General features: G+C 34.6%; 20 protein-coding genes. 12 read left to right on the top strand and 8 right to left on the bottom strand.

The window, feature by feature from the left end:
• The first annotated feature begins 310 nt into the window (after nt 1-310).
• From Cop2CBH44_RS03745 to groL, 3 genes are all read left to right on the top strand, one after another.
• Nucleotides 311-2,455, top strand: coding sequence for a glycoside hydrolase family 97 protein (locus Cop2CBH44_RS03745; RefSeq protein ID WP_200755565.1), 2,145 nt, complete (start codon nt 311-313; stop codon nt 2,453-2,455).
• A 274-nt stretch (nt 2,456-2,729) separates the two neighbouring features.
• Nucleotides 2,730-2,999: a co-chaperone GroES gene (locus Cop2CBH44_RS03740; RefSeq protein WP_021931251.1), complete on the top strand. Its 270-nt coding sequence runs from the start codon at nt 2,730-2,732 to the stop codon at nt 2,997-2,999.
• Nucleotides 3,000-3,026: 27 nt separating this feature from the next.
• Nucleotides 3,027-4,664, top strand: a complete 1,638-nt coding sequence (groL, locus tag Cop2CBH44_RS03735) for a chaperonin GroEL (protein WP_021931252.1) — start codon at nt 3,027-3,029, stop codon at nt 4,662-4,664.
• 66 nt (nt 4,665-4,730) lie between these two features.
• Here the strand turns inward: groL and Cop2CBH44_RS03730 are convergent, their stop codons facing one another.
• A complete protein-coding gene (locus Cop2CBH44_RS03730; RefSeq protein ID WP_055097073.1) occupies nt 4,731-5,420 on the bottom strand; it encodes a hypothetical protein in 690 nt (229 codons plus the stop codon).
• Nucleotides 5,401-6,201 carry a metallophosphoesterase family protein gene (locus Cop2CBH44_RS03725; RefSeq protein WP_200755564.1) on the bottom strand — a complete coding sequence of 267 codons (801 nt, stop codon included), beginning with the start codon at nt 6,199-6,201 and terminating at the stop codon, nt 5,401-5,403. The genes Cop2CBH44_RS03730 and Cop2CBH44_RS03725 overlap by 20 nt, the downstream gene beginning before the upstream one ends.
• Nucleotides 6,202-6,370: 169 nt before the next feature.
• Here Cop2CBH44_RS03725 and Cop2CBH44_RS03720 point away from each other — a divergent pair, with 169 nt between their 5' ends.
• Nucleotides 6,371-6,961 (top strand): uracil-DNA glycosylase family protein, encoded by a 591-nt coding sequence (locus Cop2CBH44_RS03720; RefSeq protein ID WP_021931255.1) that lies wholly within the window; start codon nt 6,371-6,373, stop codon nt 6,959-6,961.
• A 1-nt stretch (nt 6,962) separates the two neighbouring features.
• Here the strand turns inward: Cop2CBH44_RS03720 and Cop2CBH44_RS03715 are convergent, their stop codons facing one another.
• The 4 genes from Cop2CBH44_RS03715 to Cop2CBH44_RS03700 all read right to left on the bottom strand — a co-directional run bounded on the left by Cop2CBH44_RS03715 (nt 6,963) and on the right by Cop2CBH44_RS03700 (nt 10,039).
• Complete coding sequence (locus Cop2CBH44_RS03715) at nt 6,963-7,604, bottom strand: MBL fold metallo-hydrolase (RefSeq protein ID WP_200755563.1); 642 nt, start codon at nt 7,602-7,604, stop codon at nt 6,963-6,965.
• Nucleotides 7,605-7,622: 18 nt separating this feature from the next.
• A complete protein-coding gene (rsmG, locus tag Cop2CBH44_RS03710) occupies nt 7,623-8,243 on the bottom strand; it encodes a 16S rRNA (guanine(527)-N(7))-methyltransferase RsmG (RefSeq protein WP_021931257.1) in 621 nt (206 codons plus the stop codon).
• A gap of 8 nt (nt 8,244-8,251) precedes the next feature.
• Nucleotides 8,252-9,172: a DUF3298 and DUF4163 domain-containing protein gene (locus Cop2CBH44_RS03705; RefSeq protein WP_021931258.1), complete on the bottom strand. Its 921-nt coding sequence runs from the start codon at nt 9,170-9,172 to the stop codon at nt 8,252-8,254.
• 99 nt (nt 9,173-9,271) lie between these two features.
• Complete coding sequence (locus Cop2CBH44_RS03700; protein ID WP_055097071.1) at nt 9,272-10,039, bottom strand: EFR1 family ferrodoxin; 768 nt, start codon at nt 10,037-10,039, stop codon at nt 9,272-9,274.
• A gap of 206 nt (nt 10,040-10,245) precedes the next feature.
• Here Cop2CBH44_RS03700 and Cop2CBH44_RS03695 point away from each other — a divergent pair, with 206 nt between their 5' ends.
• From Cop2CBH44_RS03695 to Cop2CBH44_RS03675, 5 genes are all read left to right on the top strand, one after another.
• A complete protein-coding gene (locus Cop2CBH44_RS03695; RefSeq protein ID WP_021931260.1) occupies nt 10,246-11,211 on the top strand; it encodes a DUF3089 domain-containing protein in 966 nt (321 codons plus the stop codon).
• Nucleotides 11,212-11,403: 192 nt separating this feature from the next.
• Entirely contained in the window at nt 11,404-11,982 is a 579-nt protein-coding gene (locus Cop2CBH44_RS03690) for a TetR/AcrR family transcriptional regulator (RefSeq protein WP_021931261.1), read from the top strand.
• Between the two features lie 18 nt (nt 11,983-12,000).
• Nucleotides 12,001-12,945: a 3-oxoacyl-ACP synthase III family protein gene (locus tag Cop2CBH44_RS03685; RefSeq protein WP_200755562.1), complete on the top strand. Its 945-nt coding sequence runs from the start codon at nt 12,001-12,003 to the stop codon at nt 12,943-12,945.
• 35 nt (nt 12,946-12,980) lie between these two features.
• Nucleotides 12,981-13,727 (top strand): 3-oxoacyl-[acyl-carrier-protein] reductase, encoded by a 747-nt coding sequence (gene fabG / locus Cop2CBH44_RS03680; protein ID WP_021931263.1) that lies wholly within the window; start codon nt 12,981-12,983, stop codon nt 13,725-13,727.
• A gap of 91 nt (nt 13,728-13,818) precedes the next feature.
• On the top strand, nt 13,819-14,505 hold the full coding sequence (locus tag Cop2CBH44_RS03675) for an RluA family pseudouridine synthase (protein ID WP_021931264.1): 687 nt from the start codon (nt 13,819-13,821) through the stop codon (nt 14,503-14,505).
• Nucleotides 14,506-14,543: 38 nt separating this feature from the next.
• On the opposite strand, the gene Cop2CBH44_RS03670 is transcribed toward Cop2CBH44_RS03675, so the two are convergent.
• Both Cop2CBH44_RS03670 and Cop2CBH44_RS03665 read right to left on the bottom strand, forming a co-directional pair.
• Nucleotides 14,544-15,374, bottom strand: a complete 831-nt coding sequence (locus tag Cop2CBH44_RS03670; RefSeq protein ID WP_021931265.1) for a transporter substrate-binding domain-containing protein — start codon at nt 15,372-15,374, stop codon at nt 14,544-14,546.
• An 11-nt stretch (nt 15,375-15,385) separates the two neighbouring features.
• The gene (locus tag Cop2CBH44_RS03665) at nt 15,386-17,368 is read right to left on the bottom strand and encodes a putative porin (RefSeq protein WP_200755561.1); all 1,983 of its coding nucleotides are present in this window, start codon (nt 17,366-17,368) and stop codon (nt 15,386-15,388) included.
• 213 nt (nt 17,369-17,581) lie between these two features.
• Between Cop2CBH44_RS03665 and Cop2CBH44_RS03660 the strand changes: the two genes are divergently transcribed.
• From Cop2CBH44_RS03660 to Cop2CBH44_RS03650, 3 genes are all read left to right on the top strand, one after another.
• Nucleotides 17,582-18,154 (top strand): HdeD family acid-resistance protein, encoded by a 573-nt coding sequence (locus Cop2CBH44_RS03660; RefSeq protein WP_021931267.1) that lies wholly within the window; start codon nt 17,582-17,584, stop codon nt 18,152-18,154.
• Nucleotides 18,155-18,492: 338 nt separating this feature from the next.
• A complete protein-coding gene (locus Cop2CBH44_RS03655; protein ID WP_154668410.1) occupies nt 18,493-19,713 on the top strand; it encodes a hypothetical protein in 1,221 nt (406 codons plus the stop codon).
• 41 nt (nt 19,714-19,754) lie between these two features.
• Nucleotides 19,755-21,422, top strand: coding sequence for an OmpP1/FadL family transporter (locus Cop2CBH44_RS03650; RefSeq protein WP_200755560.1), 1,668 nt, complete (start codon nt 19,755-19,757; stop codon nt 21,420-21,422).
• Nucleotides 21,423-21,426: the final 4 nt, after the last annotated feature.

Raw genomic sequence — 21,426 nt, 5'->3', positions numbered from 1 at the left:
CATTCTGCTATTTCAGTATACATAAAAACTTGGTATTTGTTTTCTGAAATTTTGTCCAAAGGTACGTTTTTTCGGTAAATAAAGTGCTTTTTTTATTGAAATAAAGATGTTTTTTAGTTAAGAAAAAAAAGTCATTTTATAAAAATTATATCAATCTATGACATTGATTAAATAACAGCTTCTCTATTATATATTATAAATAGATATTTGTTCTTTTTTATATAAATCACGATAGATATCTTTTTTATTTATTGGCTATTTCTCTTTGATTGCTGTAGTATCTTTGCATAGCAATGAAAAAATTATATATATGAAAAAAATCACTGTTTTATTTTTCCTGTTTTATATGTTGTCATCAATTTATTCCTATGCTATTACTCTTCATTCCCCAGATAATAATTTGGAACTTATATTTCAGATTAAATTTGGTAAACCAGTTTATGAATTAAGCTATAAGGGTCATTCTGTAATTAAAGAAAGTAGTTTAGGGTTGGAATTGAAAGATGCACCTTCATTAATGAACGGTTTTGAGTTAGTAGACTCAACAATTTCCAGTTTCGACGAAACTTGGCAACCGGTATGGGGCGAAGAAAAAAACATTCGCAATCACTATAATGAACTGGTAGTTACATTGGATCAAACAGATACAGACCGTAAAATCATTCTTCGTTTCAGGCTTTTCGATGATGGTTTAGGGTTTAGATATGAATTTCCTCAACAAAAAAATCTAAACTATTTTACCATTAAGGAAGAACATAGTCAGTTTGCCATGGCCGGTGACCATACGGCATTTTGGATTCCTGGAGATTATGATACCCAAGAATATGATTATACAGAATCTAAATTGAGTGAAATCAGAGGTCTAATGAAAAGAGCTATTACTCCAAATTCGTCTCAAACACCATTTTCTCCTACAGGAGTCCAGACAGCCTTGATGATGAAAACCGATGAAGGTCTGTATATTAACCTGCATGAAGCTGCATTAATAGATTATTCCTGTATGCATTTGAACTTGGATGATAAAAATTTCATATTTGAAAGCTGGCTGACTCCCGATGCTTTGGGTAATAAAGGGTATATGCAGACTCCTTGTCAAACACCTTGGCGTACAGTCATCGTGAGCGACGATGCTCGAGATATTTTGGCCTCACGAATTACATTGAATTTGAACGAACCGTGTAAATATGAAGATACCAGTTGGATAAAACCTGTAAAATATATAGGTGTGTGGTGGGATATGATTACAGGTAAAGGTTCTTGGGCATATACAAATGATTTATATTCCGTAAGATTGGGAGAAACCGACTATTCCAAAACTCAACCTAATGGTAAGCACTCAGCAAATAATGAAAATGTAAAACGATATATAGACTTTGCAGCCGAACATGGTTTTGATCAGGTTCTGGTAGAAGGTTGGAATGAAGGCTGGGAAGATTGGTTCGGAAAAACAAAAGATTACGTATTTGATTTTGTTACGCCATATCCTGACTTCAATGTTCAAGAGCTTCAAGAATATGCACAAAACAAAGGAGTCAAATTGATGATGCATCACGAAACTTCAGCTTCGGTTCGAAATTATGAAAGGCATATGAATAAGGCATACCAGTTTATGGTAGACAATGGATATAACGCTGTGAAGAGTGGATATGTAGGCAATATTATTCCTCGTGGAGAACACCATTACGGACAATGGATGAATAATCATTATTTATATGCTATAACTGAAGCAGCCAAATACAAAATCATGGTTAATGCTCATGAAGCAGTCAGACCGACAGGACTAAGTCGCACATATCCCAACCTTATAGGAAACGAATCAGCAAGGGGAACTGAATATGAAGCTTTTGGTGGCAGCAAGCCTTTTCATACGACCGTTTTACCATTTACTCGGTTAATAGGTGGTCCTATGGACTACACACCGGGAATTTTCGAAACTCAGATAAAAAATGTAAATCCTGATAATGATTCTTGGGTGAGAAGTACATTGGCAAGACAATTAGCTTTATTCGTTACCATGTATAGTCCTCTTCAGATGGCAGCTGACTTGCCGGAAAACTACGAAAGGCATTTAGATGCGTTTCAATTTATAAAAGATGTAGCTGTCGATTGGGAGAAAAGCCTATACCTTGAAGCAGAACCTGGCGATTATATTACTGTAGCTCGTCAAGCTAAGAATACAGATAATTGGTTCATTGGTAATACAAGCGATGAGAATGGACATACCAGTCGTATATCTTTAGATTTTCTTACTCCTGGGAAAACATATATTGCAACAATATACAGTGATGCTGCAGATGCTCATTACGAAACGAATCCACAAGCATATACTATCACAAAGGGTATAGTAACTGATAAAACGCAGTTAAATTTAAAGTCGGCTCCTGGAGGAGGGTACGCAATCAGTATTATTGAAGCACCGGATAATTTGTCTCTAAAAGGATTGAAAAGACTATAATTTATTCCACGCAAGCCACATTTGAAACAAAAAGCTCCAAAGAATTTCTTTGGAGCTTTTTGTTTCAAATGTGTACTGAACTTTTCTGTTCAATAAATGTTTTATGAAAGAATGGAAAGAAAAGCTGTCAGTTCAATTTTGGATTTCGTCATAATAGCTGTCTTTTTGTCAGATTTTATATTAAAATTTTTTTTGGCATGAATTTAGTTAATTACTGAGTGATTCTCATAAAATCAGAATCTGTTTAATATTAATAACTAAAAATATAATAACAATGAACATTAGACCTTTAGCAGACAGAGTGTTGATCAAACCGGCACCTGCAGAAGAAAAAACAGTTGGAGGAATTATAATTCCTGATTCTGCAAAAGAAAAACCTTTAAAAGGTGAAGTAATTGCCGTAGGTAACGGAACAAAAGATGAAGAAATGGTCGTAAAGACAGGAGATAATGTACTATATGGTAAATATGCCGGTACGGAAATTGAACTGGATGGAGACAAATTCCTCATTATGCGTCAATCTGACATTTTAGCTATTATCTAATTCGAACTGTTTAAACAAAGTACTACAATGGCAAAAGAAATTAAATTTGATATTAAAGCTCGTGAAGAGCTTAAAAAAGGTGTTGATGAATTGGCTAACGCCGTAAAAGTAACATTGGGCCCGAAAGGTCGTAATGTAATTATTGAGAAAAAATTTGGGGCACCTCATATTACCAAAGACGGAGTAACGGTAGCTAAAGAAATCGAGTTGGAAGATCCATTCCAGAACATGGGAGCTCAATTAGTGAAAGAAGTTGCTTCGAAAACCGGTGATGATGCAGGTGACGGAACAACAACAGCAACAGTTCTTGCTCAATCTATCGTAAACGTAGGTCTTAAGAATGTTGCAGCAGGGGCAAACCCGATGGATTTAAAACGTGGTATAGATAAAGCTGTTGCAAAAGTTGTAGAAGGTATCAAAGCTCAGGCAGAAGAAGTTGGTGATGATTTCGCTAAAATAGAATCTGTAGCTCGTATTTCTGCAAATAATGATGGTGAAATCGGGCAACTCATTGCTGAAGCAATGAAAAAAGTAAAAAAAGAAGGCGTTATTACGGTAGAAGAAGCCAAAGGTACTGATACGACAGTTGAAATCGTTGAAGGTATGCAATTTGACAGGGGTTACATTTCACCATATTTTGTAACCAATACAGAGAAGATGGAATGTGAAATGGAAAATCCATACATCCTTATTTTTGATAAGAAAATTTCCTCTCTCAAAGAAATGCTTCCTATCCTTGAAGCTACAGCACAGTCTGGACGTCCTTTATTAATCATTGCAGAAGATGTTGACAGCGAAGCTTTGGCTACTTTGGTAGTAAATCGTCTGCGTGGTTCTCTTAAAGTATGTGCTGTAAAGGCTCCAGGCTTTGGTGACCGTCGCAAAGAGATGTTGGAAGATATTGCCGTACTTACTGGTGGTGTTGTAATTTCTGAAGAAAAAGGATTGAAACTTGATGGCGCAACGGTTGATATGTTAGGCCGTGCTGAAAAAGTGACAGTCAATAAAGAAACTTCTACTATCGTTAACGGTTCAGGAGATAAAGACGCTATCGCTTCTCGTGTAGCTCAGATAAAAGCTCAAATCGAAACTACAACTTCTGATTACGATCGTGAAAAATTGCAGGAACGTTTAGCTAAATTAGCTGGAGGAGTAGCTGTACTTTACATTGGTGCTGCGTCTGAAGTTGAAATGAAAGAAAAGAAAGACCGCGTAGATGATGCTTTGAGTGCAACTCGTGCTGCTATCGCTGAAGGCATCGTTCCCGGTGGTGGTGTAGCTTATATCCGTTGCATAAGTTCATTAGAAAATCTGAAAGGTGAAAACGATGACGAAACTACCGGTATTGAAATTGTAAAACGTGCGATAGAAGAACCTCTTCGTCAAATTGTTGCCAATGCAGGTGTAGAAGGAGCTGTCGTAGTGCAACAAGTAAAAGACGGTAAAGGTGATTATGGATATAACGCTCGTACAGGAGAATACGAAAACTTCTTTGCTGCCGGTGTCATCGATCCTGCTAAAGTAACACGGGTAGCATTAGAAAATGCAGCCTCAATTGCTGGTATGTTCTTAACTACAGAATGTGTTATAGCTGATAAGAAAGAAGAAAATCCTGCTCCTGCAATGCCTGCTCCTGGAATGGGTGGAATGGGCGGAATGATGTAATAAAAGCCTGATTTTTCAATATAAGTAAAGCCGCACATTTCCTATAAAAATGTGCGGCTTTATATTTTATAATATTTGAAATTTAATTCCGAGAGAAAGGCTAAAAATATCATGCAATTTAAGGGTTTTGTTCTGTACTGCACACATAATATACAAATCATTTGTACATACTTCATAAAATATGCACATTGCGTTACTAAATCTCGGATTTTTAAAATGAAGGTTTATTCTTTGTCCGAATGCTAAATTGATACGTAAATTTGTTGCTACATAATAGTACCCTTTAGGATATTTTTTAGGTGGCTTTTGCCAAAAAGTATCACCGAAAATTTTATTGAAATAAAGTGAGACGGTAAACGGTTCTAACATCCATTGTGAAAAGTCGGTCTCATGACTTAAAATAACTTTCCAAGGGATATAATTTTCTTTTAGTGTTATAGTGGCGTGGGCTTCATCTCCTGAAAATTTGGGCAAAAAGCCAAGTAATAGATCTGTTTCCCAATGTTTATTTCCATAATCCCATCCTATTCCGGCGGACAATAATCCCATACCTCCGGCAAATTGGATTTTAGTATAATCAGGTATAATGTTTGACCATCTTTTTTTATATTTCGCTATTCGATGTTCGTATTTTAGTGTAACTTCATTGATGGAATCGGATTGAGCATGACTCGAATTCGGAAAACACAGAACAAAGATTATAATACCTAAAACGAATTTAAGCACACGATTTTTATCAAAAATGAACCAATTCATAATCATATCCTTCAGGTGTAACAGTAAAAAGTAAATACGACCTTTTTTGCATACTATCACACCCATAATACAATGTTCCGTCATCAAAATAATCGTTGATTGCAAATGTGTGAGTATGAGCATGCAAACAAAAAAGTAAATTTTGAGATTGCTTAATTTGATAAGCAAATGTCATTTTCACATTATTATTGAACTCAATATCTCCGGGTGGGACATGCATTACAAAAATAGTTCGGTCATAGTCATCAGCCGGTTTGATTTCCTCAAGCATGAAATCAAAATCGGGAACAGGAGTTGAATAATCAAATTCCAGTGCATTCGTATTTAGACAAATGAACTTTACACGATTATATATAAATGAAAAATTCAATGGTCCATACATTATCGAATATATTTCTATCCCTGATCCTAAAACATCGTGGTTCCCACATAAAGTAACATAAGGAATTTTTAGTCTTTTCATCTTGTCTTCGAGCCAGATAAATTCTTTCTTCAATCCAAAGTCCGAAACATCTCCACCATGAATTATAAAATCAATATCACTGCGTCCGTTAATATGGTCAATAAAGTTTTCGGTCTCGTCATAAAAACGCTGTGTATCTCCCATAAAGGCAAATTTGAATGTTCCGGAACTCGATTTGTTTTTGATCTTCTCTATCTCTCTCTTGTTGATATTTTCATATTCGTTTCCCAGTTTAGTATCGTAAGGATGGTATTCGAATACGTCACAGGCATGTGAAATAATAAGAAGAAGTATAAGGTATAAATCTCTCTTGATCATAATATGATGAATTTAAATATAATAAAACTTTTTTATATAAAATAGTTTTCTACAAATATAGGAATATAATCAAATTATTTTCGTCTATAAATCTGAAAAGGATATTTTTTCAGAAAAATAGAACATAAATTCTCTGTTTTTCCTATATTTGAGGTAAGAATCAGAAAATATGTATTTAAAAGAAAACAAAATTGAATATCACGAATTAGGATTTTTTCTTCCTAACAATGCTAAGATATTAATGTTGGGTAGTTTTCATCCACAGAGAAAACGTTGGTCTATGGAATTCTTTTATCCTAATTTGCAAAACGATATGTGGCGAATATTCGGATGGATATTTTTTTCGAATAAAGAATATTTCCTTGAAACAGACAAAAAGCATTTTAATAAAGAACGTATACAAGAGTTTTTAGAAAAGAAAGGAATAGCCCTAGGTGATACTGCACAAGCAATTATTAGATTAAATGATAATGCATCTGATAAATTCTTGGAAGTCGTAGAAAAAATTGAGCTTGCAAAAATATTACCACAAATTCCTGATTGTAAAGCATTGGTAACAACCGGACAAAAAGCAACAGAAATTTTATTATCTCTTATTGATGCAACAGAACCGAGAGTAGGGGAGCATAGCACATTTACTTGGAACTCGCAAACTTTCAGATTATATCGTATGCCATCCTCTTCCAGAGCTTATCCTCGACCTATAGAGGAAAAAGCCCGGGTTTATGAAAAAATGTTTAGAGAGACGGGAATCTTATAATTTATGTCAAATAGGGATTATTTTCTTTTTCATATCCGATGGTTGTTTCTGGGCCATGTCCTGAAAAAACGATTGTATCATTGGGCAATGAAAAGAGTTTTTCCTTGATTCCTGTTACTAATTGAGTATAACTTCCACCGGGTAAATCGGTTCGGCCGATGCTACCCTGAAATAATACATCTCCAACAAAAGCAACTTGAGCTTCTGGAGAATAATATACCAGACTGCCAGGAGAATGTCCTGGTACGGCTATTGTTCTAATTGTATACTTCCCTATTCGAAATTCAGATCCTTCATCTATGTAATGACCTATTGGAATGGGCTCGTCAGGTAACTGCATACCAAACATTGATGCTTGTTCTTTCATTCCTGAAAGCAAGAACTCATCTTTTTGGCTCGCTTCTAAAGGAATGTTCAAATACTTTGATATATATGGACTTCCAAAATTATGGTCAAGATGTAAATGTGTTGCCAATAAGTGCTTTATATTTATACCTTTGTTTTGTATATAGCCTGATAAAGATTTTTTTTCGTCAGTATAATAACAACCAGCATCGATAATAATTCCTTCTTTCGTATCTTTATCCCATACAATATACGTATTTTCCGGAAATGGATTGAACTCAAATTTCTTTATTTCCATAGTGTGATCACTCTTGAATTAAATCTGTACATAAACAATCTTTTTTGTCACAAAAAATTCTTCATCAAAATAATCCTTTAAGTCATAAATTATCGTACGTCTTTTGACCGGAGCTATTTCTGCTTGCAACTCGCCTCCTTTCAAACAAATAAGTCCATTTGGAAATGCATTTTTTTGTTCTTGCTTTATATTTTTACGGACAATTTTCAGTAAATCACCCAAAGGCATGACTGCCCGACTGACAATAAAATCAAATTTATGAGCTTCTTCTTCTACTCCACAATGCCGAAAGGATACGTTTTCTAAGCCGATAGTTTTTGCGATTTCTGTTGCTACTGTTATTTTCTTTCTAATACGGTCTAACAAATGAAATTTACATTCAGGGAAAAAAATGGCTAAGGGTATCCCTGGAAATCCCCCTCCAGTACCTACATCCATTATCTCACTTTCTGAAGTAAACGAAATCATTTTGGCTATACCTAAAGAATGCAAAACATGATGAATATAAAGGTTCTCAATATCTTTTCTGGATATTACATTGATTTTTGCATTCCAATCTGAATATAATGCATACAATGAAGCAAATTGTTGTATCTGCTGTGGTGACAGATTAGGAAAATATTTTTTTAAAATCTCCATAAATACATTTATTGAAATATACGTCTGATAGGACTATTGGGTAAAATATATGGCATTATTTGATTATAACTTAATGTAATCTGGGTGGTTCCCATAGCATATGGTGCAATTTCATACGGATTATATAACCAGGTAAGCCCCACAGTGTTGACATAAAAATTTTCGGTAGGGCTCAGATTTTCTAACCAATATCCCTTATTTTTTAATTCCTGCACTGTAGTAACTTTTTCATCTTTCGCCAATTGTTTTTTCAGTAAGGAAGTCAGTGCTGTACTATCCTTAGCTGCAAATACATCTTTTAATGTTATGATATGGATATTTTTCATATCAATAACCTGAAAAGTTGTTCCTGACATACCATGAGCACCACCGGTATAAGTATACAAATCTGAGCTATAACACCATATAGAATCTTTATTAAAAAGGCTTTTTGTTGACAAATAAAGAGAATAATTCATCCAATTTTCATCTTCTAATTTCAATTTTTCTCCTTTATTTTTCAGACCGTCTATATATTCTTGCATTTCTTCTTTATAATCATTGATATAGTTTTTCATATACAAATCCCCAGCCTGCACTGGAGTCAATTGGGCATAGGTACCACCTAATACATTTTCGATAAATATTCCCTGTAACTTTTTTAATTTTTCTTTGTTGGAAAATCCCGATGGATAGACCATGTTGATATTGAAATCACAATAAGGCATTTTCGTATCATTGTTGAGATGAGCCTCTATTTTTTTCTGATACACCGAAAAAGTCAAAGTATCGTCCAAAGTAACTATTATAGCCGTATCTGTTTCAGTAGAAATAATACTATCACTATCCAAACTTGATGATACATTTTTTTCTGATTTTTTAGAGTTACACGATATACACGATAAAACGATAAAACCGCATATCAACAACTTTACATATTGTCTATTCATACTTAAGATATATTAGGTGCTTAATTATACACAAATATAACCCTTCTTTTTGGAACAAAATTCTTATCTTAAAAATATTTCTCTTCTATTATAAAAAAATTATCGATTTATTGGGAAATGATAGCGGCCTTTTTTAAGAGTTAAATTTCCGTATTGAATAGCTCGAGTAGGACAATAATGTAAACAAGCTAAACATTGGATACATTTTCCTTGCCATTGAGGCTTTATATTTACAACAATGTTATCTATAGGGCAAAGCTTCTCACAAATCTTGCAACTAATACATTCTTCTGTTGCATAAAAGAGACTATCTTTAACTAAGAATTTATTAAATAAAGGATTTATAATACGACTTTTTATGAAGCGAAGATTTCCTTCATGACAATCAAAAATATTTTTCCTTTCATCAATCATCTGACTGATGTATCTTATTCTCCCCGGAGCATTTTTCAATTTTTGACTTTCTATATGAGGAGAATCGACATTAAAATACGGAAATACGATATAATTATTGGGCATGATTACAGAAAAACCCGCATTACAATGTATGCCTTTATGTGACAAAGCTTGACGAACCTGACTAGGTGTTAATCCGGTATCATCCCCACAGGTACAAACAAAAAATACATATTGATTTTTATAATTACTGAATTGGGCTTTCTTGATGAAATTGAGTACTATGACTGGTACTCCCCAAGAATATACGGGAAAAACAAATCCCAAAACAGAGTCTTGAGTAAGTCCATATTTGTGTAATTTATTATCTTTAAGTTCTTCTGCTATGGAAAATAACTGCAAATTCAAATAAGCCGCTATTTCTTTAGCTACATATTTAGAATTTCCTGTTCCTGAAAAGTAGAATATCATAACAAACCTTTTTAAATCAAATATAAATAAACTCATCGAAACTATCCAATAAAAACATCGTAAAAATTAGATATTAATCAGAATGAATTCAGCAAAAACAAATAAAAAAGTATCACAGATACATCTTATATTTGTAGTGTATAATAAATCGTATATTTAAAATATTATTTTTACACAAAAAAGAAATTTAAAAATTATAGAAATAGATGAAACAAAAGAGAGCATTCAAAATCATTGTATTCTGTTTAGCCTGTGTTAGTTGGACAAATATGTCTAATATAGCCGGTGCGCAAGTTAAAGACCGACTTCCCGAAGAGCCGGATTATGCATCAGCCGATAGTTGGTATCAAACGATATATAATGGAAGCAAAGTTGATGTGTTCTATATTGCACCTACCTGTGTGTGGGACTGGTACGATGCTTCTGGAAATATTATGCACTATGCTGATGTTCATTGCGAAAAACAGCGTAATGCACTCCTTCCGTCACTAAAATTAGCTCAAGACATCTTTGCTAAAACAAATAACTTTTATGCGCCTTATTATCGGCAAATTACACTGGAATCTTGGATGAATGGAGACAGTATTATAGAACATCGTTTTGCTTATGCTATGAAGGATATAAAAAATGCATTTTATCATTACCTTACCCTAATGAATTATAAACGTCCTTTTATCCTGGCAGGATTCAGTCAAGGTGCCAAAGCTGTAGTAGAATTAATTAAGACATTGCCAGATAGTGTATGTTCCCAGCTGGTAGCTGCTTATGTTATAGGTTATAAAATTACACCTAAAGAACTATTGCAGTATCCAGCTTTAAAGGCTGCACGTGATTCAATGGATACAGGTGTTATAATTTGCTATAATTCCGTATCCTCGGTCGAAGCACTATGTACAGCACTATCACCTAACGGTATTTGTATCAACCCGACAAATTGGAGGACAGATACCATATCAGGACAATTGAATGATTCGGTTTCAGTAAAAATAGATACTTTACATCATGTACTTTTGGTAGAGGGATTAGATAAACAAAAATATTTTCTGCCTTCTTTAAGTAAATTATTCAAACCTGGGAATTTCCATTTACAAGAATTATTATTTTACCAAACACAATTAGAACAGAATGTGTCTTTACGAATAAAGAACTATTTGCAAATCTCAAATAAATAGGGTAAATACACAGATTGGAGATAATCTTTATAAAAGTTATATTGTAAAATTACAACCTCAATTGGTAAATAATTCGTAAAATATGGTTGATTTGTATGGTAGGATAAAATATGATATTATCAATATTGTGTATTGAAAGAAAATAATTATTTTTGCGCAGTTTTTTGTTAAATGTGCAATTGATACACAGAAATGTCTAAAACACGAGAAATACTTGTAGATGTCGCAAGACAATTATTTGCAAAGTCGGGCGTCGAAAATACGACCATGAACGATATTGCAGTGGCATCTCAAAAAGGTCGGCGCACATTATACACTTATTTCAAAAATAAGAACGAGATATACAGAGCTGTAATCGAAACTGAACTGCAACACCTGTTACAACGGTTGACCAATATGGCCAACAAAGACCTCCCTCCTGAAGAAAAATTAATGGGATATATTACAACCAGACTTGATGCAATAAAAGAAACCGTAATTCGGAACGGTTCTTTACGGGCTGAATTTTTTAGAGACATCTGGAAAGTAGAGCAAGCTCGGAAAAATATAGATTTGCAAGAAGTGGAACTGTTAAAAAAAATATTGCAGGAGGGTATTAACACCGGTGTGTTCCGGATATTCAATGTCACAGCAATAGCTAACGTATTACATTATTCTCTCAAAGGGCTAGATGTTCCTTACATTAGAGATAATTTCTCAGATTTAGGAATAGAACGTTTTCGTTTAAAAGAGTATATAACGGATTTTATTTTATACGGAATTAAAAAATAATAATTTAAGACAGAATTTATGTTTATTAATGCTACCGGATATTTTATCCCAGAAGGGAGAGTGTCGAATGATCATTTTTTTGAAATAAATGGGTTGACAAGTGAATGGATATTGCAACGTACTGGAATACAGACCCGATCAAAAGCAGAAAATGGAGAAAATGCAGAGACAATGGGTATAAACGCTGTAAAAAATGCAATGCAACAATTACCTTATCCGATAGAAGATGTAGATCTTATTGTATCAGCTTGTTATTCTCCGAGAGACACAGTTGCAACTTTGGCCCATTTGATTCAAAGAGAATTTGAAATAGAGAATGCTAAAGCGATGTATCTTTCCTCTGCTTGTTCTTCTTTTGCAAATGGATTGGAATTGGTCGAAGGATATTTTGCAATGAACAAAGCCTCGAAAGCTTTGATTATATGTTCAGAGCATAATACTTATTACAGCAATGAATCTGACCCTAAATGTGGACATTTATGGGGTGATGCTGCAGTAGCTTTATTTGTATCAAAAGAAAAACAAAATGAAGATGAATCTCAAATTCTAGATGTATATACTCGTGGACTTGGTCATATAGGAAAAGGTCCAGATGGTGTGCACTTGCGTCCCAAAGAAGACGGGATTACTATGCCGGAAGGGAGGGATGTATTTATACATGCATGTAAATACATGATTGAGGTTTTAGAGCATTTGACCAATAAAAACAATATCTCCATACCTGATCTTAAATATATCATTTGTCATCAGGCAAATATGAGGATTGTAGCAAATGTCGCTCATCAGTTAAATTTAGATATGAATAAATTCCTAAATAATATTCAGGAATTGGGCAATACTGGATCGGCCAGTGCAATGTTGGTATTGGCACAACATATTCACGAACTGAAAAAAGGAGATCTTATCGGGCTTACTGTTTTTGGCGGGGGATATTCCAGCGGGGGATTTTTGGTCAAAATTTGATTAGTAAATTAATGTTTTAGTTTAATATAAAAAGTATGAAATTATTAGAAGGAAAAGTTGCCGTTATTACAGGGGCGGCCCGTGGTATCGGTAAAGCTATTGCAATTAAATTCGCAAGTGAAGGAGCAAATGTTGCTTTTACAGATTTGGCAATCGATGATAATGCAAAGGCTACAGAAAAAGAAATTGCTGCAATGGGAGTAAAAGTCAAAGGTTATGCTTCAAATGCGGCTAATTTCGAAGATACACATAAGGTAGTGGAAGAAATTGCAAAAGATTTTGGGCGTATCGATATTCTGGTAAATAATGCAGGTATTACTCGTGACGGATTGATGATGCGCATGACAGAGGCCCAATGGGACATGGTCATCAATGTAAATTTGAAGTCTGCATTCAATTTTATCCATGCAGTAACTCCGATTATGATGAGACAACGTTCCGGAAGTATAATCAATATGGCTTCAGTCGTTGGTGTATCAGGAAATGCTGGGCAGTGTAATTACTCTGCATCTAAAGCTGGTATGATAGGCTTGGCTAAGTCTATTGCCAAGGAATTAGGTTCTCGAGGTATACGTGCGAATGCTATTGCTCCGGGATTTATCATAACCGATATGACTGCAGCACTCTCCGATGAAGTAAAAGCCGAATGGGCAAAGCAAATTCCATTGCGTCGTGGAGGTACTCCAGAGGATGTAGCGAACGTATGTACATTCCTTGCCTCAGATCTGTCTTCGTATGTAAGTGGACAAGTAATTCATTGTTGTGGTGGAATGAATATGTAATAAAAATATGTATTGAAGATAAAGCACCTGAACATTAAGTTCAGGTGCTTTTTATTATTACCTTTGTAATGGAAACAGAAAAAATATCAATATGGATGTAATATACGAAGACAATCATATTATTGTTGTAAATAAAACCTCTTCTGAAATAGTACAAGGTGATAAAACTGGGGATATACCGCTCTCTGAATCTTTAAAATTATGGTTGAAAGAGAAATATGGCAAACCTGGAAATGTATTTATCGGTGTAGCACACCGCCTTGATCGTCCGGTAAGTGGAATTGTAGTATTTGCAAAAACCAGTAAAGCTCTTACTCGATTAAATAACATGTTTCGTGATGGTGAAGTTAAAAAAACATATTGGGCAATCGTAAAAAGTTGTCCTGAAGAAAAAGAAGCAACATTGACACATTATCTAATAAGAAATGAAAAGCAGAATAAGTCTATTGCATATGAATCAATGAAACCTAAATCGAAAGAAGCAACTTTGTCGTATAAGGTTATTGCTCAAAGCAATAATTACTATTTGCTTGAAGTTGATCTTAAAACCGGTAGACATCATCAAATACGATGCCAGTTGGCAAAAATAGGTTCTCCGATAAAAGGCGATTTGAAATATGGGTTTAATCGTTCCAATCCTGATGGAGGAATATCTTTACATGCCCGGTGTATAAGCTTTGTTCATCCTGTATCCAAGAAAATAATAAATATTACAGCACCAGTTCCTGAAAATAATTTATGGAAAGCATTCGAAAATATTATTGAAAAACAAGAATAATACTTTTTGACAAAAAGTGATGAAAGGTATTACAGTGGTTATTTCCCAAAGTACTTCTTAGTCAGAATCTGGAATTCCGGGCTTTCTTTTATATCTTTCAACCACACATTCAGACTATCAAGTAAAACAGGAGAAGTTTTTCTTAAAGCCCAAGATTGGAATTGAGTAAAACTTATATCTGTCTGGTAATCAATCTCTGGAAATTCTGACGCCATCTGTTGAGCAATATTTTCATTTATCACAGCAAATTCGATATCACCTTTAGCAACCATTATGACCAGCTGTTCGGCACCATATTTTGTTTCCTCTTTTACATATATCGTATCACCGATTTCGTGAGCAAGATTTTCAATACGGTAACGAGTAGGAGCATCACTTATAATGTAAAGTGTTTTACGAGCCAAATCAAGTTGATTGCGAATAGGTTTTGTATTATTATTAAATTCAGGTTTTCTCTGTATCAATACTTGTTTATTCAATAATATAGTTTCAGTAAAATTGTATTCTTGTTTGCTTTCTGTAGTCACGGGCAAAGTTCTTCCGACAATATCATATTCATTTTTGTTCAAACCTTGCAAACTTTTACTAAGACTTACTTCCGGGAAAACAAGCACGGCAAGTCCACTACGTTTACTAATCAGATTGGCCAATTCATAGTCAAATCCGATGATACTATCTTGTGTTACATAATAACTCAAAGGATTATAATCTGTTACAATACGTAAAGTATCTTCTTTTAAAATTTCCGGATAATCACGAATTTGGGAAGTTTCTGATTTTAAATTATTACGTAATATAAACATAATAATCAAACAAATTATCAGAAGTGATAGATACATAACCATTTGCTTTCCATATACAAACCGCATATCTTGAAATTTTAGTTGGCAAAGTCAATAGAAATTCCTATCTGAAGCATCGATGGAGGTAATGGATAATGGGGTAGTGTAAACGAGTTTTTCCCACCGAACAAACCTTGGTTCGCATGAGAATACATAACATAAAAACGTGTTTGCTTCAATTTCATATTTATATAGGCATTCATGAGAGGATATCCTCCAATTTTCACATCATTTTGAGTATGAAATGATAATGTAGCTGGTTCATATGCTTCTCCGTAATATTTTGTATAATACCTGAAATCTGCCCCCAATTGCACATGTAAAACTTTTGCTATTCGAAATAAAAAATACAAATTACTATATACACTGAAATCGGGAAGAGGTATTACAGAGGATTTGCTTGATTTTTGATATACCAGTTGGTTATCCAGATTAAATGGACCAAAGTGAAAATCTTGTTGCAATGTCGCACTAAATACTTGCAATATACTGCTTTCTTGTTTAGGCAAACAATCGTTTCCAAAATAAACATAGTTTTGAATATTCTCTACTCCCACGTTCAGGCGAGTACCCCATCGAGGCACAGAAAATTCTCCCCCAACACGGAATCTCCTAATTTTTCCAAAATTACTATTATCCCATACAAAATGGTTAGACACATAATGTTTATAATAAAAAGCTGGCTCCGTATTTTTAAAAAAGCCGTATGCTCGTAACTGGACTGTATCTTTGAATATTGGAAAGCGTGTATTGATATGTCCATCAATATCTAGAGAGCCCGCCTCTGGTCCAGTCAATCCAAGCTGTCCTTTTGCGTAATAAGTCAAAACTTTACCTTGCTGTTTCGAAACTTCAGCACCTACCCACAATATATTATCTGTATAATATTGACTATTTCTCGCATAAGAATACCTATAAGAGTCTCCGGTCAAAGAAGGAACCTCAGGCTTAGATATATAATCAATAGGTATAGTGTCTGCCATAAGTTTAAATCTTCGTACCTCGTACGTCAAATAGGCCGCTAACCCCATCTTTGCATACTTATTAAACCCCTCTAACAAAGATATGCCAAAAGTATTTTTTAATGACCAATATGATGTAGAATCATTTGTACGATTATTATTTAAATATGTATTCTTGAAATATTTAGCTCCTTCACTTGCATCATTATTGACAAACCGGCGCATATTATCATTATATTCTATAGTGTGGATAAAACTGGTGACCGGGACAAAAATCTCAACCTTGGATGTATCTCGTTCTTCTGTTCTATAAAAGCCCAGTTTATATCTTTGTGTTGCATAATAGTTTTTTCCTCTTACACGATTGTATGCATCTGTTAGGTTCACATTTACACTTTTCGAATCTAACGTTTGTCCGCCTGCTAAATTTTCGGGATGCAAAATTTCATTATCGTCGGTTATTCCTCCGTTTTCCTGATTTACAAAATTTAGAGTATTAAATAATACTTGTAACTCATATTTCTCGCCTATATAACTCCCGAATAATTGCCAGCTAAAATCTTTAGTAGCTAAACTTTGATAATGACCTCGGGACAAGACATAATCCATGCTTGCACCAAAAGCCAATTGCTTATTGACATTACCTGAAAAAGTAGCTCTTAAATCTTCCTGTTTATTTGTCTTTGAACCTCCGGAAAGGTAAGATAGGAAAGTGATAGGTATACGGGAATTATAAAAATCAAAGTTTGCTGGAGTTTTGATCCAATGACTATATGGTTCTTTAAATATAAACTGAGGCATTTCCGGACGTTCAAAAAATATTTTAGACAATCCCGGACCACCTAAGTTACCCGTATATCCATAAGCTGTTGAGTATGATGTTGGAAGATCTGTGCTATAATAATTCAACATCAATGTATCAACAGGTACACGGTAGCGATTTCCTAAAGGCTGGGTATTACGCCACGCATACGGGTCGGGACCATTATTCTTTTTCTTTGCAGAAATAGAGACGGTGCAAAGAAGAAATATGATTATGGCAAAATAAAATCTCTTCATACGGCTGCAAAGATAAAACTAAAATGCAAATATAAATAACGGATGATTTCTTTATTTATATAAAACTGCTTTATCCTCAATAAAAGGCGTTAAAATACAAACAGAAAAAGATTTATTTCATTTAACAAATATTATATCAGCAAATAAATCTAAATGGTAATGTGGCTTGTTATAGGATATATTTAGCTTACTTAAACATTAAAATAAATTATTATGGACATTACAACTTTTAATTTTTGGGGGAAAACAAAATATTGGTGGGTAATTATGCTGGCCGGAATAATTCTGATCCCTTGTGGGCTTTGGCTGTTATTTCAACCTATAATCGGCTATGCAGTTATTTCTCTACTTTTCGGTTGGGGATTAATTTTGACAGGTGTCGTACAACTTGTAGTTGCCGGAAATGTTGAAAAACGAGTCCATGGCTGGGGCTGGTGGCTTGCAGGAGGTATCATAGACATATTTATCGGATTCGTTCTGATAAGTAATCTTGCTCTTACGGAAATGACATTGCCATTCTTTTTTGCATTTATTTTCCTATTCAAAGGTATTAGTAATATTGTTTCTTCGTTTACAATGACATCCACATACAAATATTGGTGGTTGTACTTAGTAAATGGAATTTTCATGCTGATTATATCATTTTTATTTTTCTTTTCTCCATTCTCGGCATCATACACTATATTATTCCTTTGTTCTTTTGTTTTTATATATTGGGGTATATCGTTAATTGTTTTCTCGAATGATTTAAAACCAATTAAAAAAGGAGAAGCGTCCGCATCTTGAATATCATAAATTAAATAAGCCAATTGTTTTATATATATTTCTATTATTGAAGAGTATTCTTTTAAAAGAATACTCTTTTTATTTATAATGATTCTTATTAATCTTTTTACAGGTTCTTAGTTAAAAACTATTTCTATTATAATAATATTGGATTATTGTACTATTTTTGTATAAAGGTGGGTGGCACATGCAGCTTCTTATACTGCATGTATCATCTACTTAATATCGATGAGGATTAGACTCTTAAAAGATATAAAAATAATCAGATAGGCTTAAACCTTGTGGATAAAATGACGTCGAAAGATTAAAGTAGATAATAAATTTTGGAGGACACAGTTATGAGAAAGACAAGATTATCCTCTTTAGTAATTTTACTATCATTGGGTGGTAGCATCACATTTGCCCAAAAGTATATACCGGAAGATGATATTTATTATCAGCCGGGAGATGAAAACCCGATAGTAGAACAGAAAAAAAAGGAAAAAGCTGAAGATGCGAAAATACATCGAACGATTATTATCAATGAGATGAAAAATAATCAGGAACGTGATGTAGATGAATATAATAGACGGTCAAAAATCAATGTAGATTCTCTTCTGCAAAATCAAGAAGAAGATTCGGTTGTATATACTATAAAAAGTGGAAATAATGATGATGACGGATACTATCTAAATGGTTTCAATGGAACCCAGAACGATTTTGAGTATGCCGAACGGATTCGTCGTTTCTATAACCCTAAATTTACAATCCATATAAGTGATCCGGCTTATACGGATATTTATTTTCTCAATTCAAATGATTGGAATGTATATATAGACGATTCTTATGCCTGGGTTACTCCCACTTGGACAAACCCGTGGTACTGGAATTATGCCTGGGCTCCTTATAGTTATACCAGTTGGTCATGGCGTTGGAATTTTGGATGGGGATTTAACTTTGGTTGGAGCAGCCCTTATTGGGGATATAACCCATATTGGGGGTACGACCCATATTGGGGGCCAAGACCTTGGTATCCGTCTTATGGATGGGGTGGGCCTCATCATCATCATCCGGGGCACGGATGGTGGAGCGGACCTTCGTATCGTCAATCAAATGTAGGCAGGTCTTCAGGTTATCGGGGTAGTAGTTATACAGGACGTCAAAGCGGTACTTCTAATTCTCATATTACAAATCGCGGTCGTACTTCGTCGACGTCCGTTTCGGGTAGACCCGTCCAATCATCGGGAAGGAATACATATACTAACTCAAGTAGAGGGCGGTCTTCATCTACAACTGTTACGACAAGACCGACAGTTGGTTCTTCGAATGATTACTACCGTAATTCAAATCGGAGCCGTACAAGGATAAGTAACTCTTCTTCATCAAGCAGTTCGAGCAGCAGTCGTCCGTCAAGTACAGGCACTTACAATTCGAGTAGAGGCCGCAGTTCTTCTTCATATGAAAATCGTTCTACATATTCTCCTTCAAACAACAGAAGTTCTTATAGCAGGTCTTCCGGCGTTTCGTCAGGCGGTGGAAGAAGTAGTGGAAGTTCTGGTGGTGCCAGACGGGGAAGATAGGTGATTCGTTTTCATATAGATAATCCTAAAAAATTGGAAAGATGAAAAAAATATATATTTTGACTACTGTTTTGTGTAGTATATCCTTGATGATATATGGGCAAGGAGAAACAGATGCATTGAGATTTTCTCAATTAGATATGAGAGGAACAGCTCGTTATATGAGTATGGCAGGGGCTTTTGGTGCATTAGGAGGAGATATTACAACTTTGTCTCAAAATCCGGCAGGTATTGGAGTATACCGTTCGTCAGAAATAGTTACGACTTTTGGATTTGATAATTTTTCCAACAATGTATCAGCATCTGGAGGTAAAGTTAATAGCTCGGATTTTCGCTTTGCGTTTAATAATATAGGGGCAATAGGAACCATCAATACAGGAAATAATTCGGGACTGGTTAATTTTAATTTCGGATTTGCTTATAATAGGCTTAAGACTTTTAATCGTAACTATCGGGCTAAATTTGATAATTTGCAAACCTCTCTGACTAATTATATAGCTAATAGAACAGGAGGAATACCGGAACAGGATCTTATATTGACAGACAATTACGATCCTTACAATAGTGTCTCATGGTTACCGGTATTGGCATATGAGTCCTCTTTAATCTCGCCTTTACCTGTGGGTGAAAATGGAAATCAACAGTATTTCGGATTATTTAACGGACCCAATACGATAGGCTATTATCCAGAGGACCCGGATAGTAAGGGTTATGCCGACTTATACGTCAGAGAAAAGGGACGTATCGATGAATACTCTTTAAATTTGGGAGGAAATATTTCGAATAAGGTATATTTCGGATTGGGTGTAGGTATTGTAGACATAGACTATACGCAAAAAACAGAGTATATAGAAAATATAACAAATCCTGAATATACCGGTAATGGTATAGCTCAGAAAAATGGGGACATAAACCTTGCCAACTATTTACAGACAAGGGGTACAGGTTTCAATTTTAAATTGGGGTTAATCGCACGTCTTACCGATTTTTGGCGGTTAGGTTTTGCATTCCATACTCCGACTGTTTATACTATGCGGGATGAGTATTGGGCTTCTGTAAATAATAGCGCGATATTAGAACAATCGAATCCGGGGGAGGCCGATAGCCCGTTTATTCCAATATACCGCACTACCCCGGATGACCATGTATATTACACAGATTATAAATACAATTCGCCGTGGAGAATAATGGCTAGTACAGCATTTATAATAGGGAAAAAAGGTATTGTCAGTTTTGATTACGAATATACTGGATATAATAAAATGAAAATGTCAGATGAAGACGGAGTTGCTCTGTATGGAGATTATGGTTACACTGTAAATGATTTGATACGGGAAGACTTTAAGGCTGGACATACATTTAAGATTGGAGGAGAATATCGTCTGACTCCGCAACTTAGTCTTAGAGCAGGGTATGCTAATCAATTATCGCCAGTCAAAGCAACAATTCTTGATATGAATACAGAGGTTATTACTGCGGGTACCCAACCTATGTACAATCTGAATCGTAGTACTCAGTATTTTACAGCAGGAGCCGGGTATCGTTTTGGTCAAGTCTATATAGATTTAGCATACATCAATAAGTTGCACAAAGAAGACGTATTTCCATATTCTCCCACATTTATTGGTGATAAGGCAGATTTACCTTCTGTTGCCAAGCTGACAGGTCATACTAATTCCTTAATGTTGACATTAGGATATAAATTTTAAAAAT

The organism is Coprobacter secundus subsp. similis (assembly GCF_015097275.1).
Taxonomy (GTDB): domain Bacteria; phylum Bacteroidota; class Bacteroidia; order Bacteroidales; family Coprobacteraceae; genus Coprobacter; species Coprobacter secundus.
This window is presented reverse-complemented; position numbering and strand designations above follow the sequence as displayed.

Bases quoted from the DNA above. Each gene is read 5' to 3' on its own strand.
- Cop2CBH44_RS03745 (WP_200755565.1), top strand. From the start codon at position 311: ATGAAAAAAATCACTGTTTTATTTTTCCTGTTTTATATGTTGTCATCA.
- Cop2CBH44_RS03740 (WP_021931251.1), top strand. From the start codon at position 2,730: ATGAACATTAGACCTTTAGCAGACAGAGTGTTGATCAAACCGGCACCT.
- groL (WP_021931252.1), top strand. From the start codon at position 3,027: ATGGCAAAAGAAATTAAATTTGATATTAAAGCTCGTGAAGAGCTTAAA.
- Cop2CBH44_RS03730 (WP_055097073.1), bottom strand. From the start codon at position 5,420: ATGAATTGGTTCATTTTTGATAAAAATCGTGTGCTTAAATTCGTTTTA.
- Cop2CBH44_RS03725 (WP_200755564.1), bottom strand. From the start codon at position 6,201: ATGATCAAGAGAGATTTATACCTTATACTTCTTCTTATTATTTCACAT.
- Cop2CBH44_RS03720 (WP_021931255.1), top strand. From the start codon at position 6,371: ATGTATTTAAAAGAAAACAAAATTGAATATCACGAATTAGGATTTTTT.
- Cop2CBH44_RS03715 (WP_200755563.1), bottom strand. From the start codon at position 7,604: ATGGAAATAAAGAAATTTGAGTTCAATCCATTTCCGGAAAATACGTAT.
- rsmG (WP_021931257.1), bottom strand. From the start codon at position 8,243: ATGGAGATTTTAAAAAAATATTTTCCTAATCTGTCACCACAGCAGATA.
- Cop2CBH44_RS03705 (WP_021931258.1), bottom strand. From the start codon at position 9,172: ATGAATAGACAATATGTAAAGTTGTTGATATGCGGTTTTATCGTTTTA.
- Cop2CBH44_RS03700 (WP_055097071.1), bottom strand. From the start codon at position 10,039: ATGATATTCTACTTTTCAGGAACAGGAAATTCTAAATATGTAGCTAAA.
- Cop2CBH44_RS03695 (WP_021931260.1), top strand. From the start codon at position 10,246: ATGAAACAAAAGAGAGCATTCAAAATCATTGTATTCTGTTTAGCCTGT.
- Cop2CBH44_RS03690 (WP_021931261.1), top strand. From the start codon at position 11,404: ATGTCTAAAACACGAGAAATACTTGTAGATGTCGCAAGACAATTATTT.
- Cop2CBH44_RS03685 (WP_200755562.1), top strand. From the start codon at position 12,001: ATGTTTATTAATGCTACCGGATATTTTATCCCAGAAGGGAGAGTGTCG.
- fabG (WP_021931263.1), top strand. From the start codon at position 12,981: ATGAAATTATTAGAAGGAAAAGTTGCCGTTATTACAGGGGCGGCCCGT.
- Cop2CBH44_RS03675 (WP_021931264.1), top strand. From the start codon at position 13,819: ATGGATGTAATATACGAAGACAATCATATTATTGTTGTAAATAAAACC.
- Cop2CBH44_RS03670 (WP_021931265.1), bottom strand. From the start codon at position 15,374: ATGCGGTTTGTATATGGAAAGCAAATGGTTATGTATCTATCACTTCTG.
- Cop2CBH44_RS03665 (WP_200755561.1), bottom strand. From the start codon at position 17,368: ATGAAGAGATTTTATTTTGCCATAATCATATTTCTTCTTTGCACCGTC.
- Cop2CBH44_RS03660 (WP_021931267.1), top strand. From the start codon at position 17,582: ATGGACATTACAACTTTTAATTTTTGGGGGAAAACAAAATATTGGTGG.
- Cop2CBH44_RS03655 (WP_154668410.1), top strand. From the start codon at position 18,493: ATGAGAAAGACAAGATTATCCTCTTTAGTAATTTTACTATCATTGGGT.
- Cop2CBH44_RS03650 (WP_200755560.1), top strand. From the start codon at position 19,755: ATGAAAAAAATATATATTTTGACTACTGTTTTGTGTAGTATATCCTTG.